17 protein-coding genes and 1 pseudogene are annotated in these 14031 nt (G+C 70.8%); 17 read left to right on the top strand and 1 reads right to left on the bottom strand.

Annotation, left to right across the window (positions count from 1 at the left end):
- The first annotated feature begins 105 nt into the window (after window positions 1–105).
- The 14 genes and pseudogenes from AY578_RS21225 to AY578_RS21290 all read left to right on the top strand — a co-directional run bounded on the left by AY578_RS21225 (window position 106) and on the right by AY578_RS21290 (window position 11440).
- The gene (locus AY578_RS21225; protein ID WP_202414896.1) at window positions 106–924 is read left to right on the top strand and encodes a hypothetical protein; all 819 of its coding nucleotides are present in this window, start codon (window positions 106–108) and stop codon (window positions 922–924) included.
- A gap of 70 nt (window positions 925–994) precedes the next feature.
- A complete protein-coding gene (gene cpaB / locus AY578_RS21230; RefSeq protein ID WP_019522377.1) occupies window positions 995–1699 on the top strand; it encodes a Flp pilus assembly protein CpaB in 705 nt (234 codons plus the stop codon).
- Window positions 1700–1708: 9 nt separating this feature from the next.
- Complete coding sequence (locus AY578_RS21235) at window positions 1709–2959, top strand: CpaE/TadZ family protein (protein ID WP_019522376.1); 1251 nt, start codon at window positions 1709–1711, stop codon at window positions 2957–2959.
- Window positions 2956–3360, top strand: coding sequence for a TadE/TadG family type IV pilus assembly protein (locus AY578_RS21240; protein WP_019522375.1), 405 nt, complete (start codon window positions 2956–2958; stop codon window positions 3358–3360). Before AY578_RS21235 ends, AY578_RS21240 begins: the two co-directional genes overlap by 4 nt.
- Window position 3361: 1 nt before the next feature.
- Window positions 3362–3727: a TadE/TadG family type IV pilus assembly protein gene (locus AY578_RS21245; RefSeq protein WP_019522374.1), complete on the top strand. Its 366-nt coding sequence runs from the start codon at window positions 3362–3364 to the stop codon at window positions 3725–3727.
- Between the two features lie 45 nt (window positions 3728–3772).
- Window positions 3773–5109 (top strand): annotated as a pseudogene (locus AY578_RS21250) (CpaF family protein).
- 11 nt (window positions 5110–5120) lie between these two features.
- Entirely contained in the window at window positions 5121–6065 is a 945-nt protein-coding gene (locus tag AY578_RS21255; protein ID WP_019522372.1) for a type II secretion system F family protein, read from the top strand.
- Between the two features lie 21 nt (window positions 6066–6086).
- On the top strand, window positions 6087–6974 hold the full coding sequence (locus tag AY578_RS21260) for a DUF5936 domain-containing protein (protein WP_019522371.1): 888 nt from the start codon (window positions 6087–6089) through the stop codon (window positions 6972–6974).
- A 16-nt stretch (window positions 6975–6990) separates the two neighbouring features.
- Complete coding sequence (locus AY578_RS21265) at window positions 6991–8439, top strand: sensor histidine kinase (protein WP_258904090.1); 1449 nt, start codon at window positions 6991–6993, stop codon at window positions 8437–8439.
- Window positions 8429–9232: a response regulator gene (locus AY578_RS21270; RefSeq protein WP_258904092.1), complete on the top strand. Its 804-nt coding sequence runs from the start codon at window positions 8429–8431 to the stop codon at window positions 9230–9232. The genes AY578_RS21265 and AY578_RS21270 overlap by 11 nt, the downstream gene beginning before the upstream one ends.
- Before the next feature lie 150 nt (window positions 9233–9382).
- A complete protein-coding gene (locus tag AY578_RS21275) occupies window positions 9383–9580 on the top strand; it encodes a Flp family type IVb pilin (protein ID WP_037641340.1) in 198 nt (65 codons plus the stop codon).
- Complete coding sequence (locus AY578_RS21280; protein WP_215049170.1) at window positions 9577–10203, top strand: pilus assembly protein TadG-related protein; 627 nt, start codon at window positions 9577–9579, stop codon at window positions 10201–10203. Before AY578_RS21275 ends, AY578_RS21280 begins: the two co-directional genes overlap by 4 nt.
- 33 nt (window positions 10204–10236) lie before the next feature.
- Window positions 10237–10818, top strand: a complete 582-nt coding sequence (locus tag AY578_RS21285; protein WP_215049165.1) for a hypothetical protein — start codon at window positions 10237–10239, stop codon at window positions 10816–10818.
- 7 nt (window positions 10819–10825) lie between these two features.
- Window positions 10826–11440: an OmpA family protein gene (locus AY578_RS21290; RefSeq protein WP_019522365.1), complete on the top strand. Its 615-nt coding sequence runs from the start codon at window positions 10826–10828 to the stop codon at window positions 11438–11440.
- A gap of 6 nt (window positions 11441–11446) precedes the next feature.
- Here the strand turns inward: AY578_RS21290 and AY578_RS21295 are convergent, their stop codons facing one another.
- Window positions 11447–11836, bottom strand: coding sequence for a DUF192 domain-containing protein (locus tag AY578_RS21295; RefSeq protein ID WP_136238446.1), 390 nt, complete (start codon window positions 11834–11836; stop codon window positions 11447–11449).
- A gap of 73 nt (window positions 11837–11909) precedes the next feature.
- Between AY578_RS21295 and AY578_RS21300 the strand changes: the two genes are divergently transcribed.
- The 3 genes from AY578_RS21300 to AY578_RS21310 all read left to right on the top strand — a co-directional run bounded on the left by AY578_RS21300 (window position 11910) and on the right by AY578_RS21310 (window position 14016).
- Entirely contained in the window at window positions 11910–12551 is a 642-nt protein-coding gene (locus AY578_RS21300; RefSeq protein ID WP_136238447.1) for a hypothetical protein, read from the top strand.
- A 34-nt stretch (window positions 12552–12585) separates the two neighbouring features.
- The gene (locus AY578_RS21305; RefSeq protein WP_028959415.1) at window positions 12586–13230 is read left to right on the top strand and encodes a hypothetical protein; all 645 of its coding nucleotides are present in this window, start codon (window positions 12586–12588) and stop codon (window positions 13228–13230) included.
- Between the two features lie 126 nt (window positions 13231–13356).
- A complete protein-coding gene (locus tag AY578_RS21310; protein WP_028959414.1) occupies window positions 13357–14016 on the top strand; it encodes a hypothetical protein in 660 nt (219 codons plus the stop codon).
- Window positions 14017–14031 lie beyond the last annotated feature (15 nt).

Genomic DNA, 14031 nt, shown 5'->3' on the forward strand with positions numbered 1-14031 from the left:
AGTGAAGTCACGAGGGTGCACCGGAGTAACACCCGGTGGGCCGACGGGCATGGGGAGAACGGGGAGCCGCGCGTGCCAACTGCCATTGCCGTGACCGGCGCCGACATGGCGCTGCCGGCGCACGACGAACGCACCCTGCCGGCCGTCGTGCTGCGCGACGTCGACACCCGCCCGCTCGACCACGTGCTGACCGAACTCCAGGCCGTCGTCGAGGCGCACGGCCATGTCGTCGTCGTGTGCTCCCCGGCCACCCCCGCCCCCGTCCTGCGGCGCCTCCACACCCTGCGCTCCCTGCTGGAGAGCGACCGGATAGCCCTGTTCCGCCCCGACCTGCCGCCGCTCGCCGTGGCCGTACTGGCCCGCCAGCTGCGGCAACTCGCCTCCTGCGACATCGGACCCGGCGTCCTCGCCTCGGCCGGACGCCTCCTCACCCACTACCTGCACGCCGGGGCGCTGCTGGGCTCCGTCGCCCGCCTCGACCGGATCCCCGTCGACCTCAAGCAGCACGCCAAGTCCTGGCTCCCCGGCAGCCAGTTCGCCGTCCTCGCCCACCCGCAGCCGCAGCTCGTCCGCCTCGGCCCCGACGCCATGCTGGACGGACCCGAGTTCGGCACCTGGATGCTCGTCGCCCGCGGCCAGCTCCCCTCCGACTGGGTCACCACCACCCTCGCGCCCGCCTGGCGGGTGCAGGGACTGCGCGAGGCCCAGCTGCCCGCGGAGTCCGGGCGCTGGTGGGGCACCGGCAAGGCCGTCGAGTTCTGCACCTTCCTGCCCGACCTGTCCGTGCTCTACCAACTGGTCACGTCCGTACGGCGCGGCACCTGCCACTGGTGCGGCATCGACGTCATCGGCGACCGCTGCGTGTTCTGTTCGGCCACCCCGCCCGCCCCCGAGGCCAGACCGGCCCTCACCCGACGCACCTGACCCGTCCGTCCACCGCACGAGCCCGCACCGTCCCGCTCGACCGCCACCCCCCAACGAGGTTGCACGGTTCATGAACTCCCGTCAGCGCCGCGGCGTGATACTCATCCTTCTGTCGGTCCTGTGCGCCCTCGGCGCGTTCGCCGGCGTGCTCTCCGTCATCAACGACGTGCGCTCCAAGGTCGGCCCCGAGGTCGCCGCCTACCGGCTGAAGACCGACATCGCGCCCTACACCACGCTCGGCGCCGACCAGTTCGAGCGGATCGAGATGCCCGAGCGCTGGCTGTCGGAGAACGCCGTCACCGACCTCGACGACCTCCGCGGCAAGATCGCCGTCACCACCCTGCGCAAGGGCTCGCTGCTCCAGACCGACATGATCGTGGACCGGCCCGCCCTCCAGCCGGGGCAGCAGGAGGTCGCCATCATGATCGACGCGGCCACCGGCGTCGCCGGAAAGATCACCCCCGGCTCCACGGTCAACGTGTACGCCACCTTCGAGGGGCAGCGCGAGGGCGACCCCGACCAGTCGAAGATCATCGTCACGGGCGCCAGGGTCCTCGACGTCGGCCGGCTCACGGCCCTCCAGCCCGACGAGGACGACCGCCGCGGGCCCACCGACGCCGTCCCCATCACCTTCGCGCTGTCCACCCTCGACGCCCAGCGCATCACCTACGCCGAGTCGTTCGCCCAGCGGGTGCGGCTCGCGCTGGTCGGCCCCGGGGGCGACGCGGGCGTCCCCGAGAAGGACCGGACGTACGAACTCGCGCAGGACAAGTGAGAGGCCCGCATGTCCACCAGGATCCTCCCGGCAGTCGGTGACGCGGACGCGGTCCGGTCCCTCACCACCCTGATCGGCCAGCTCCCCGTGGAGCCGCTGGCCCCGGTGACCGACTCCACGCAGCTCGTCGACACCCTCTCCCGGCTGGCCGCCGAGTCCCTCGACGAACTGCCCGAGGTGGTCGTCGTCCACGAGCGGATCGGCCCCGTCCCCGCGCTGGAACTCATCCGCGAGGTCGCCCTGCGCTTCCCCGCCGTCGGCGTCGTCCTCGTCACCTCCGACGCGAGCCCCGGCCTCTTCCAGGCCGCCATGGACCACGGCGCCCGCGGCCTGGTCGCCCTCCCGCTGAGCTACGAGGAACTCGCCAGCCGGGTCCAGGCGGTCGCCCAGTGGTCGGCGGGCGTACGGCGCCACCTGGGCGCCGGCGGCGACCCGGTCTCCGGCGCCGGCGGCACCGTCGTCACCGTCAGCGGCTCCAAGGGCGGGGTGGGCGCCACCCTCACCGCCGTGCAGCTCGCGCTCGCCGCCCAGACCTCCGGACGCTCCACCGCCCTGGTCGACATGGACCTCCAGACCGGGGACGTCGCCTCCTACCTGGACGTCCAGTTCCGCCGCTCCGTCGTCGACCTCGCCGCGATCACCGACATCTCCCCGCGCGTCCTCGCCGACGCCGTCTTCCGCCACGACAGCGGACTCGCCCTGCTCCTCGCCCCCGCCGAGGGCGAACGCGGCGAGGAGGTCACCGACCGGGCCGCCCGCCACATCGTCGGCGCCCTGCGCTCCCGCTACGAGGTCGTCGTCATCGACTGCGGCGCCCAGCTCGGCGGCGCCGGCGCGGCAGCCGTGGAGACGGCCGACCGGGCCCTGCTGGTCACCACCCCCGACGTCATCGCCGTACGAGGGGCCAAGCGGACCGTGCGGATGTGGGACCGGCTGCAGATCCGCAAGGCGGAGGAGACCACGGTCGTCGTCAACCGGCACACCCGGTCCACGGAGATCCAGCCGCCGCTCATCGCGCGGATCACCGGCACCGCGGTCGCCGCCACCACGATCCCCGCCCACTTCAAGGAGCTCCAGGGCGTGGTGGACGCCGGGCGCGTGCACGAACTGGAGGCGAAGAGCACCGTGAAACAGGCGATGTGGGCGCTGGCCGGCGAACTCGGCCTGGTGCAGGCCGCGCAGACGGGCCACAAGGGCGGCCGGCCGCGCGGCGACCGGGGCGCGGTCAGCTTCCGGCGGCGCAGGGACGGTACAGGATGAACGGCGGCAGGCGGTCGAGGGCTTCGGGGCCGTACCGCGACCGGGGGCAGGTCACCGTCGAGTTCCTCGGCATGACCCCGACGATCCTCGTCACGCTCGTCGTGCTGTGGCAGCTCGTGCTCGTCGGCTACACCTTCACCCTCGCCGGGAACGCCGCCGACGAGGCCGCCCGCGCCGGAACCGCCGCGTCCCCCGGCGCACGCCAGGGCGCCTGCCAGGCCGCCGGCACGGACAAGCTGTCGGGCGCCTGGGCCGGCGGCGCCACGGTGACCTGCGCGACGGGCGGCGGCATGGTCACCGCCGACGTGACGGTCAGGGTGCCGATCCTCTTCCCCGGCACCCTCTCCTTCCCGTTCGACGTGACCGGTCACGCGGGCGCGGTCGAGGAGGAGACGGACTGACATGGCATACGGACGTGGGGGTGACCGCCGCCGTGACCGCGGGCAGGTGGCGATCGAGTACCTGGGGTTCCTGCCGGTCCTGCTGATCGTGGCGATGGCCGCGGTGCAGCTCGGCCTGATCGCCTACACCGCCCAGCAGGCCGGCACCGCCGCCCGCGCGGGCGCCCGCAGCGCCTCCCTGGACCGGGGCGCCCAGGCCGCCTGCACGGCCGCCGTCAGCTCCTGGCTGGCCGGCGGCACCTCCTGCGGCACATCGGGGGGCGGCGACGAGGTCACCGTCACCGCCCGGGTCGACATCCCGTCGATCGTGCCCGGCTGGGACTTCGGCTCGGCGGGGAGGAGCGCCACGATGCCCGTCGACCACTGACCCCGCACGACAAGGACCACCAGCGCGACGAGGAGCGAGCCACCCATGAGCCTGCGGGCACGCATCAACTCCCCCGAGGAGAGGACCGGGCGGGGCGAGGACGGCCACCTCGTCGCGTCCTACCGCGCCAAGCTCCTGGAGGAGATCGACCTCGCGGAGATGAGCGCGCTGTCCCCGGCCGAGCGCCGGGCCCGGCTGGAACGCGTCCTCGGCCACATCATCAGCCGCGAGGGTCCCGTCCTGTCGACGGTCGAACGCGCCCAGCTGATCCGCCGCGTCGTCGACGAGGCCCTCGGCCTCGGCATCCTGGAACCGCTGCTCGAGGACGCCTCCGTCACCGAGATCATGGTCAACGGCCCCGACGCCATCTTCGTCGAGCGGGCCGGCCGGGTGGAGCAGCTGCCGCTGCGGTTCGCCTCCCACGACCAGCTGATGCAGACGATCGAACGCATCGTCTCCACCGTGAACCGCCGCGTCGACGAGTCCAACCCCATGGTCGACGCCCGCCTCCCCTCCGGGGAGCGCGTCAACGTGATCATCCCGCCGCTGTCCCTGACCGGCGCGGTCCTCACCATCCGCCGCTTCCCCCGCTCCTTCACGCTCCAGGAGCTGATCGGCCTCGGCTCGCTCGACGAGCCCATGCTGTACCTGCTGGCCGGACTGGTGCAGGCCCGCTTCAACATCATCGTGTCCGGCGCCACCGGCACCGGAAAGACGACCCTCCTCAACGCCCTGTCCGGGCTGATCCCCGAGGGCGAACGCATCATCACCATCGAGGACTCCGCCGAACTCCAGCTTCAGCAGCCGCACGTCATCCGCCTGGAGTCCCGCCCGCCCAACGTCGAGGGAAAGGGCCGCGTCACCATCCGCGACCTGGTCCGCAACTCCCTCCGTATGCGCCCCGACCGCATCGTCGTCGGCGAGGTCCGCGGCGGCGAGTCCCTCGACATGCTCCAGGCGATGTCCACCGGCCACGACGGCTCCCTCGCCACCGTCCACGCCAACAGCGCCGAGGACGCCCTCACCCGGCTCCAGACCCTCGCCTCCATGTCCGACGTGGAGATCCCCTTCGTCGCCCTGCACGACCAGATCAACAGCGCCGTAGACGTCCTCGTCCAGCTCACGCGGTTCGCCGACGGCGCCCGCCGCATCACCGAGATCGCCCTGCTGGAGAGCCACGGCGGGGAGCCGTACGGCTGGCCACGGTCGCCCGCTTCGACGCGCTCCCGATGACCCCCGACGGCCGCGTCCACGGCTCGTACTCCCACCACCCCGTGCCCCGGCGGACCGCCGACCGCCTCCACATGGCCGGTCAGACCGTCCCGCAGGCGTTCGGCATCGCCCACTCCGCCGATCAGCTCGCCACCCGAGAAGCCAGGTAGGTACCGCCCCCATGGAGCTGCAGAACCTGATCACGCTGACCACCGGCGTCACCCTGCTGGCCTGCGTCCTGGCGGTCGCCGGCGTGCACGTCCACGCGGCCGGACGGGCGCAGCGGCAGGCGCTGGTGGACCGGCTGACGGCCACCGGGGAGCTCCCGTCCGCCGGCCGCCGGCGCCGCTTCCCCACCCTGGACCGCCGGCTGCGCCGCACCCGCCTCGGCCGCAAGCTGGAGCTGCGTCTGCTCGCGACCGGCCTGGACATCACGCCCGGCGAGTTCTTCGTCGCCATGCTGGCCGTCGTCGCCGGACTGTGGATGGCCGGGCAGGCGACCCTCGCACCGTTCTTCGGCCCGATCGCGGGACTGCTCGGCGTGTGGGCGGCCCTCCAGTTCCTCGACTGGCAACGGCAAAAACGCATCGAACGGTTCATCAACCAGCTCCCCGAACTCTCCCGCATCCTCGCCAACGCCACCCAGGCGGGCCTCGCCCTGCGCACCGCCGTCGGCATCGCGGCGGAGGAGCTGGAGGCCCCGGCCGGCGAGGAACTCGCCAAGGTCGCCAACCAGCTGGCGATGGGCGCCTCCATGGAGGACGCCCTCGGCGAACTCTCCGACCGCCTCCCCTCCCGCGAACTCGTCGTCCTCGTCACCACGCTGGTGCTGGCCAACCGGGCGGGCGGCCAGGTGGTGAGCGCGCTGCGCAACCTCACCGAGACGCTGGAGGAACGCAAGGAGACCCGGCGCGAGGTCCGCACCCAGCTCTCCCAGGTCAGCATGACCTCGTACGCGGTGCCCGTCCTCGGCGTCGGCTCGCTGTTCCTGATGAACGGGGTGAAGGACGGCGCCCTGGAGCGCATGACCGGCTCGACGGCCGGACAGATAGCGGTCCTCGTCGCCTTCGGCCTCTACGCCGTCGGGTTCCTGCTCATCCGCCGCCTGTCCCGCATCGACGTCTGATCCGGGGAAGGGGACGACGACATGGCACTCCTGCTCGCCGCGCTCATGGCCCTCGCCGTGTGCGGCATCTTCGCCGGCATCCGCATGTACCGGGCGGAGGCGAAACTCCCCGGCGACCTGATGCTCGCCCTGGAGGTCGGCTCCACCCGCACCGGCGCGGTCGACTCCCTCATCGACCGCATGGGCATGCGCTACGCCCCCGCCGTGCTGCGCCTCATGGGACCGGCGCTGGTCGCCAAGTACCGCCGCAAGATCGACCTCGCGGGCAACCCCGGCGGCCTCACCATCCACCGCTACGCCGCCCGCCGCGCCGTCTACGGCGCCCTCGGCGGCTTCGGCTTCCTGGTGTTCCTGCTGCGCGGCCAGCTGTTCGTGGCGCTGCTGCTGCTCGCGTTCGGCGCGTTCTGGACGGAGGTCGGCATCTGGTCGGCGATCCGCGTCCGCAAGGACGTCATCGAGCGGACCCTGCCCGACTTCCTCGACGTCCTCGCCGTCGTGGTCAGCGCGGGCCTCGGCTTCCGGCAGGCCCTGGAACGCGTCTCCTCCCAGTACGAGGGCCCCTGGGCGGACGAACTGCGCATCACCCTGCGCCAGATGGACCTCGGCATGAGCCGCAGGCAGGCCTTCGCCGAACTGCGCCGCCGCAACGACTCCGAACAGGTCGCCATGTTCGTCACCGCCCTCCAGCAGGGCGAGGAGCTGGGCGCGCCCATCGTCGACACGCTGGTGGCACTGGCGAAGGACATGCGCCGCACCGACGCGCAGAACGCCCGCCGCAAGGCGGCACGCGCGGTCCCCAAGGCGACCTTGATGATCACCACGTTCATGGTCCCGGCCACGATGATCCTCCTCGGCGCCGGCCTGATCCTCGGCTCCGGCACCGACTTCGGCTCGCTCACGGGCGAGTGAGGGGAGGCGGAGCGCGATGACGACGACGCGGACACGGAGGGGACGGGCGTGGCGGAGGCGGCGCGGCCCGGCCGCCCGGTGGCGGGCGGGGGCGGGACCGGGCGTGCCGGCCGCGCCGACCGGGCCGGTCGCGGCGTGTGCGCGGACGCCGCAGGGGCTGACGGGCAGTGCGACGCGTGGGGCTCGGGCATCGGAGGAGCCGCCCGCTTCCCCGGTTTCGGACACCCGGCTCCAGGTGAACGCCCTCCAGGCGCTGTGCCGCCAGGCCTTCGGCTTCCGGCTCGCGATGATCGCCGTGGCCGCCCCGTCCGCCCTCCTCAACGCGGGCCCCGGCTGGGGCGTACGCCTGGTCGGCATCGCGGTCGTCGTCACCTTCATGGTGTCGTACGCCCTCTTCCGCGACTGGGAGCGCTTCGGCCCCCTCCTCCTGCGCCACCCCACGCTCCTCGCGGCGGACACCCTCTTCGGCGCCCTGCTGCTGGTCTCCGCCGGCCCCGACACCACCCTCGCCTACGTCAGCGTCTGCACACCGCTGCTCGCGGGCCTCATCTACGGCTGGCGGGGCGCGGCCGTCTTCGCCTCGCTCCAGGGCGTGATCCTGCTGCTCGTCCACGCCACGCTCGACAGCCCGCACACCGAACCCGCCGAGACGCTGATCCTGCCCGGTCTGTGCGTGATCGCGGGGGCGGTCGGCTCCAGCCTGCGCAAGCTGATGCTGCACCTCGGCGAGGCGACCCGCGCCCTGGCCGCGGTCCGGGCCCGCCTGGCGGTGACGGAGGCGGTCGACGCCGAACGGGCGCGCCTGGCACGGGAGATGCACGACTCGGTGGCCAAGACGCTGCACGGGGTCGCGCTGGCGGCGGACGGCCTGGCCTGCTCGGCGGGGGCCGCCCGCATGGACCCGGCCCTGGTGAAACGCCAGGCGGAACTGGTGGCACGCTCCGCGCGGAGGGCGGCCGCGGAGTCACGGGAACTGCTGGCGGACCTGCGGAGGGAGGGGGAGCCGGGGCGCGCGGTGGACGTGCTGGGCGAACTGACGTGCGCGGTCCGGGACTTCAGGGCGCGGAGCGGGGTGCCGGTGACGTACGCGAGGACGGGGGAGGGGCGGCCGCCATGGATCCCACGGGCGGTGGCGCGCCAGGTGCTGTCCATCACGGAGGAGGCGCTGGAGAACGCGCATCGTCATGCGGGGGCGAGGAGGGTGGAGGTGCGGGCGGGTGTCGAGGGCGACGTGCTGACGGTGGTCGTGCGCGACGACGGCACGGGCATGCCCGGCCTCCCCGCCGCGCCCGACCTTGAGGGCCTGCGCCGCGCGGGCCACTTCGGGCTGGTGGGCATGGCGGAGCGGGCGGCGTCGGTCGGGGCACGGCTCAGCTTCGGACGTGGTGAACGGGGGCGCGGCACGGAGGTGCGGGTGGAGTGGCCGCTCGTGTCGGGGAGGGCGGAGGCAGGCCATGACCGGTGAACCGAACCCGTTCGGGGAGGCGCCGCCTCCCGACCCTTTGCGGGTGGTGGTGGCCGACGACAACCCGGTGGTCCGGGCAGGGTTGACGGCCCTGCTCTCCGGCCGCGAGGACCTGGAGGTGGTGGCGGAGGCGGCGGACGGCAGGGAGGCGTACGAGGCGACGCTGGCGCACACTCCGGACGTGGTGCTGCTGGACGTCCGCATGCCGGGAGTGGACGGCCTCACGGCCCTCCCGCACCTGGTGCCGCTGACGGCGGTCCTGATGCTGACGTACAGCGGGGAGTCGGACATCGTCCACGAGGCACTGCGCCGGGGCGCGAACGGGTACCTGGTCCACGGTGAATTCACCCCGGACGAACTGGTGACGGCGGTACGGGACGCGAGGCGGGGGAGGCCGCACTTGACGCCGACGGCGGCAGGGAGGTTGCTGGCGCAATTGAGGGGCGAGGGTGCCGTAGATTCCGCTTTCGATGGGCTCGCTGGGGGGAGTTGGCCGGATGCCGGACCTACTTCTACGAAAAACCTTTCGCAACTGCAACCAGATGTGGCACAGTCGGTGTCTGACAAGTCGGCGTACGGGCTGAGCGCGAGGGAGGCGGAGATCATGGACCTCATCGCGTCCGGCATGAGCAACCAGCAGATCGCCGCCACCTGTTTCATCAGCGAGAAGACGGTCAAGAACCACATCAACCGCATCTTCGCGAAGCTGCACAGCACGAGCCGCGCCGAGGCGACCGCGAAGTGGCTCGGGACGTCACGGAGTTCTGCGCGGGACGGGGGTGGCCGGTGGTGAGGCGCACACCCTCGACGCGCTGGGCCCGCCTTTGGGTCCGGAAATGGGCCCCGGGACCCTTGAGAGGCCTGACCAACCCCTCGTACGGTGCCGAGGTCGACAGCGGCCCCGGGACCAAGGCCGCCAACGCGTCAGCCGGAGGGGAACACCATGGGCAACTGGATCAACACGACGGTCAGGTACCTCCAGTCCCGCGCATCCCGCCGCGACGACCGGGGGCAGACGGCGGTGGAGTACCTGGGGATCATCGCGGTGGTGGTGGCCATTGTGCTGGCGATCACGGGGACGGACATCGGGCAGACGATCTACCAGGCCATCGTGGACAAGGTCGACGAACTCGTCGGCTGACCCGCAAACGACATCACGCTGACGCAGGGCAGGCATTCCCCATCTACATCACGGTGGTGGGGGGCCTGCTCTTCCTGGCGTTCGCCTACTTGGCAGTCGGGCAAGCCGCAGCGAACAGGAACGGTGCCCAGACCGCCGCTGACGCTGCCGCACTCGCGGCTGCTCAGGAGCGTCGTGATCAGCTGTCCGGGGCGTGGCTGGAGAACCTCCTCGACACCGAGAAGTGGCAGGACATCTTCGACGGCGTCGCGGAAGGGCTGACACCGACCTGCTGGCGGGCCGAGCAATTGGCCGCCGACAACGACGCCACAGTCCTGAGCTGCAACGCGGACGGCCTCCTCAGCTACACGGTCGAGGTGCAGACGAACAAGACGGTCGGGGACTCGATCGTGCCCGGCACCGAGACGAAGAAGTCGCGGGCGACTGCCACCGCTGTGATCGAACCCCGTTGCGGTATTGATCTCCCCGCTCCCGGGCCGGAAGAGGACGCGGACGAGAAGGAGAAGGAAGAGCTCCCCACGCTCGACTGCAAGGGCGGCATCGACTGGGAATTGGATCCGGAAACCCCTGGTGATCTGTTGCCGAAGCCCGAGGATCTCTTCGACGTGCACCTGGCCAACTGACAAACGAACGACGAGTGACTGAGGATGCAGGTTATGAGTGTTCGGTTCACAACGAGGGCCCGGACGGGGGCCGTCGCGCTGGTTGTCGCGGCCGGACTGGCCCTCGGCGTCACCGGTTGCGGCGGAGGCGGCGACGGCGAGGACGGGAAGCCGAAGGACTCGGCCTCTGCCTCGAAGGGGGACGACCCGAACCCGAGTACTCAGGAGGGCGCCGACGAGACGCTGGCAGAACTGCGCGGCGAGGGCGGTCTGACTCTCAAGATCACCTCTGCGGCCAGGGACGTGGGCGGCTTCGTCACGGTGAACGGGGAGATCAAGAACGACAGCTCCGAACCTGCGCGCATCCCGGTGCAGGCGTCGGGCAATGAGACCGAGATCATCGCGCACGGGCGGTCACTCGGCGGTGCCACGCTCGTCGACAGCGCGAGTAAGAAGCGCTACTACGTGCTGCGAGACACCGAGGGGCGTCCGCTGACCACGACGAACATGCCGCGTCTCAAGCCCGGCGAGTCGATCCCGGTGTTCATGCAGTTCCCAGCCCCGCCGGTCGAGTCGTCGGAGGTCACCTTCCAGGTGCCGACATTCGCCAGCGGCACCATCCAGATCTCAGGGTGAGGCGGGTATGACACACACCCGCCTCCTACTCATCGGCACGGTCGCCACCCTGTTGGCCGCCGGCCCAACCGCGGCCCGCGCGGACGACGGACCGAGCGTCCCGCCGGGCACGGAAGCCAGCGCCTCCGCGCCCGTGGAACTGGACCCCAACGACCCCGACCTGAAACTCCCCGACGGGGCCACCCTCGCGGAGCCCAAGGTGCTGGACATCAAGTCCGTCGTCGAGGACCAGAGCGGGGACGAGCGCCGCGAGGACACGAACACGAGCGTGACGTTCGCCCTCCAGGCGGAGGTCCTCTTCGGCAAGGACAGCGCCAAGATCTCCGCACAGGCGAGGGCCCGCATCTCCGTCATCGCGAACGAGATCAAGACGCAGAACGCGACCCGCATCCGCGTCTTCGGCTTTACGGACAACCTGGGCTCGTCCGCGCACGGCGACGTGCTGTCCCGCAAACGGGCCAACGCGGTGCACGGCATCCTCGAGCAGGAGCTGAGCGACGCGAACATCACGTACGAGGTGCGCGGTTACGGCGAGGACTACCCGATTGCCGACAACTCGACGGAGGAGGGCCGGAAGAAGAACCGGCGGGTGGAGATCTCGTTCCCGCGAGGGCAGAACTGAACGGGCTCAGCGGAGCTCAAGCACCTCCACCACGGCGCCCTTGCCGAGCCCCCACCCCTCCATGGCCCCGGCTTCGGCCTCGATGACGTGCCGTGCCCGAACGCGAGGCCGCCCCAGCCGTCCGGGCGGCATGGTGCGCACGGCGAGGACGCGGAGCCGGCGGTCCAGGTAGGCGACGTCGATGGGCATCCGCATACGGAAGGTGTGGATGCTGTTCGCGGGCGAAAGCAGCAGGGCGCCGTCGAGGCTCTCCCGCCCGAGCAGTCCGCGCGTCCGCGCCCGATAGGACGCCGCGATCTGGAGCGGCACCCGCGCGCTGACACCTCCGTCCGGCAGCCCCCGCACGACCAACTCCCCACGCCCGTCCCGCCACCGCACGACCGCGCCTCCCCTCATCCCGGCGAAGGTACCCTGCGCCCCTCGATAACGTGACCCACCAAAGCGACGCCTCGCCCCACCTGGAGCCTCTTTGAACCGCCGCCCCGCCCTTCTCACGACGCTCGCCGTGACCACGGCCCTGACCTTGACCGCGTGCGGTAGCGAGGAGCCCGACACAGCGGCGAAGGACAGAGGCAAGGCCAAGGGAACCAAGGCATCAGCGTCATCGTCGTCGCCCTCGACATCGGCCGGTCGCCCGAAGATCGAGCTGCCGGCTGACCTCAAGCTGACCTTCGAGGGCGGCGAGACGGGGGACCCCGTCGAGGACGCGATTCTCGCGGACAACGCGGAACGCATGCGGGCCGTCGACGCCGCGATCACCGGGACCGACCTCGAGCGCAAGGCGCTCGCCTTCTACAACACGGGCAAGGCACTGAAAGCCGCCCAGGACTGGGTCGCACAGTTCGAGGAGGCCGGGGCCACCATCACCGGTGAGGCCCGCTATTACGAGCGCGAGGTGACGCTGAAGGGCGAGGACTCGGCGACCCTGACCTTCTGCGCGGACGAAAGCAAGGGTTTCAGCAAGGACAAGAAGACCAACGAGATCCACAAGACGCCGGTCACCAAGAACAGCTACGTGCTGTACAACACGAGGCTCGACAAGAACGCCGACGGCGTCTGGCAGACGTCTCAGATCATCTCGGCCAGGGGAGCGGCTCAGTGCCAGCCGTAGATCACGTGACCCGCGACAACAACCGGGAGCTTTCTTGAACCGCCGCCCCGTCCTGCTCACAGCACTGGCACTGACCGCGCCCCTCGTCCTTGCCGCATGCGGCAGCGAGGACACCGACGTCCCGACCAAGGGCAGCGACAAGGCGACAGGGTCCACGGTGCCGACGCCGACCGCGTCTGCCCCCGCAGCGGACCCGCGCCCGGCCATCGAGCTGCCTGGCGACCTCTCCTACACGTTCGACTGGCCGAAGACCGGCGACAGGGAGAAGGACGCGGTCCTGGCCGACAGCGAGCAGTCCATCAAGGCCGTCGACCAGGCGATCGTGAACCAGAACGCCCTCGACAAGGCGTACCTCCACTATTACGAGGGCGAAGCCGCCGCCGAGACCCAGAAGTTCGTGCAGAACTACGTGGATCACAAGGCCGGCATCACCGGCTCCTACCGCTTCTACGCACCTGAAGTGAGCGTCGAGAAGGACGGGACGGCGTCGCTCAGTTATTGCGAGGACCAGGGCAGGGCCTTTGTGAAGTACCTCGAGACGGGTGAGATCAAGAAGACCGAGGTGACGGCCAAGAGCTACGTGATCTACCACACCTCGCTCAAAAGGGACGAGGACAGGGGCGTGTGGGTGATCCAGAAGATCGTTTCGCAGTCCGGGAGCGAGAAGTGCCGGCCCTGACGGGGCCTGGCGTCCCAATTCGGTATTAGCTGTGTTGCAGTTGACCCATTCGCTCTGGTGTCGCACTGCGCCCGCTGGATAGCGTTGGCCCGCTGATGTGACGCCTCGCCCCACCGGGAGCCGACTGTGAACCGCCGTCCCACCCTGCTCGCAGCGCTTGCGCTGACCGCCACCGCGGCGTTGACGCTGTCCGCGTGCGGAAGCGACGACGACTCTCCCGCGAAGGACAAGGACGCGATCGCGGGAGCGGACACGGGAGGTAAGAAGTCGGCCTCGCCCGCCACGTCCGCCCCGGCGTCGGACGACCGCCCGAAGATCGAGTTGCCCAGCGACCTCTCCTACACCTTCGACTGGCCGAAGACCGGAGACAAGGAGAAGGACGCCGTCCTGGCCGACAGCGAGCAGTCCATCAAGGCGGTGGACATGGCCATCGTCAACCAGGACCCCTTGGACAAGGCCTACCTCTACTACTACGAGGGTGAAGCGGCTGCCGGCACCGAAGAGTTCATCAAGGCGTACGTCGACGCGAAGGCACGAGTGACGGGGGCGTACAGCTACTACGACGCCGACGTACAGGTGAGTGGTCAGGATGCTGCGTCCCTCGTGTACTGCGAGGACCAGAGCAAGGCCTTCGACATGTACCTCAAGGACAAGAAGGTCAACAAAACACCTGTCACCAAGAACAGCTACGTGCTGTACAGCACGAAACTGCGCAAGAACGAAAAGGGCGTCTGGGTCGTCACCAAGCTGCTGTCTCAGAGGGGGAGTGACAAGTGCCAGCGTTGAGCCCGACGACGCGAG

This window comes from Streptomyces thermocarboxydus (genome assembly GCF_024760485.1).
GTDB classification, from domain to species: Bacteria; Actinomycetota; Actinomycetes; order Streptomycetales; family Streptomycetaceae; genus Streptomyces; species Streptomyces cellulosae.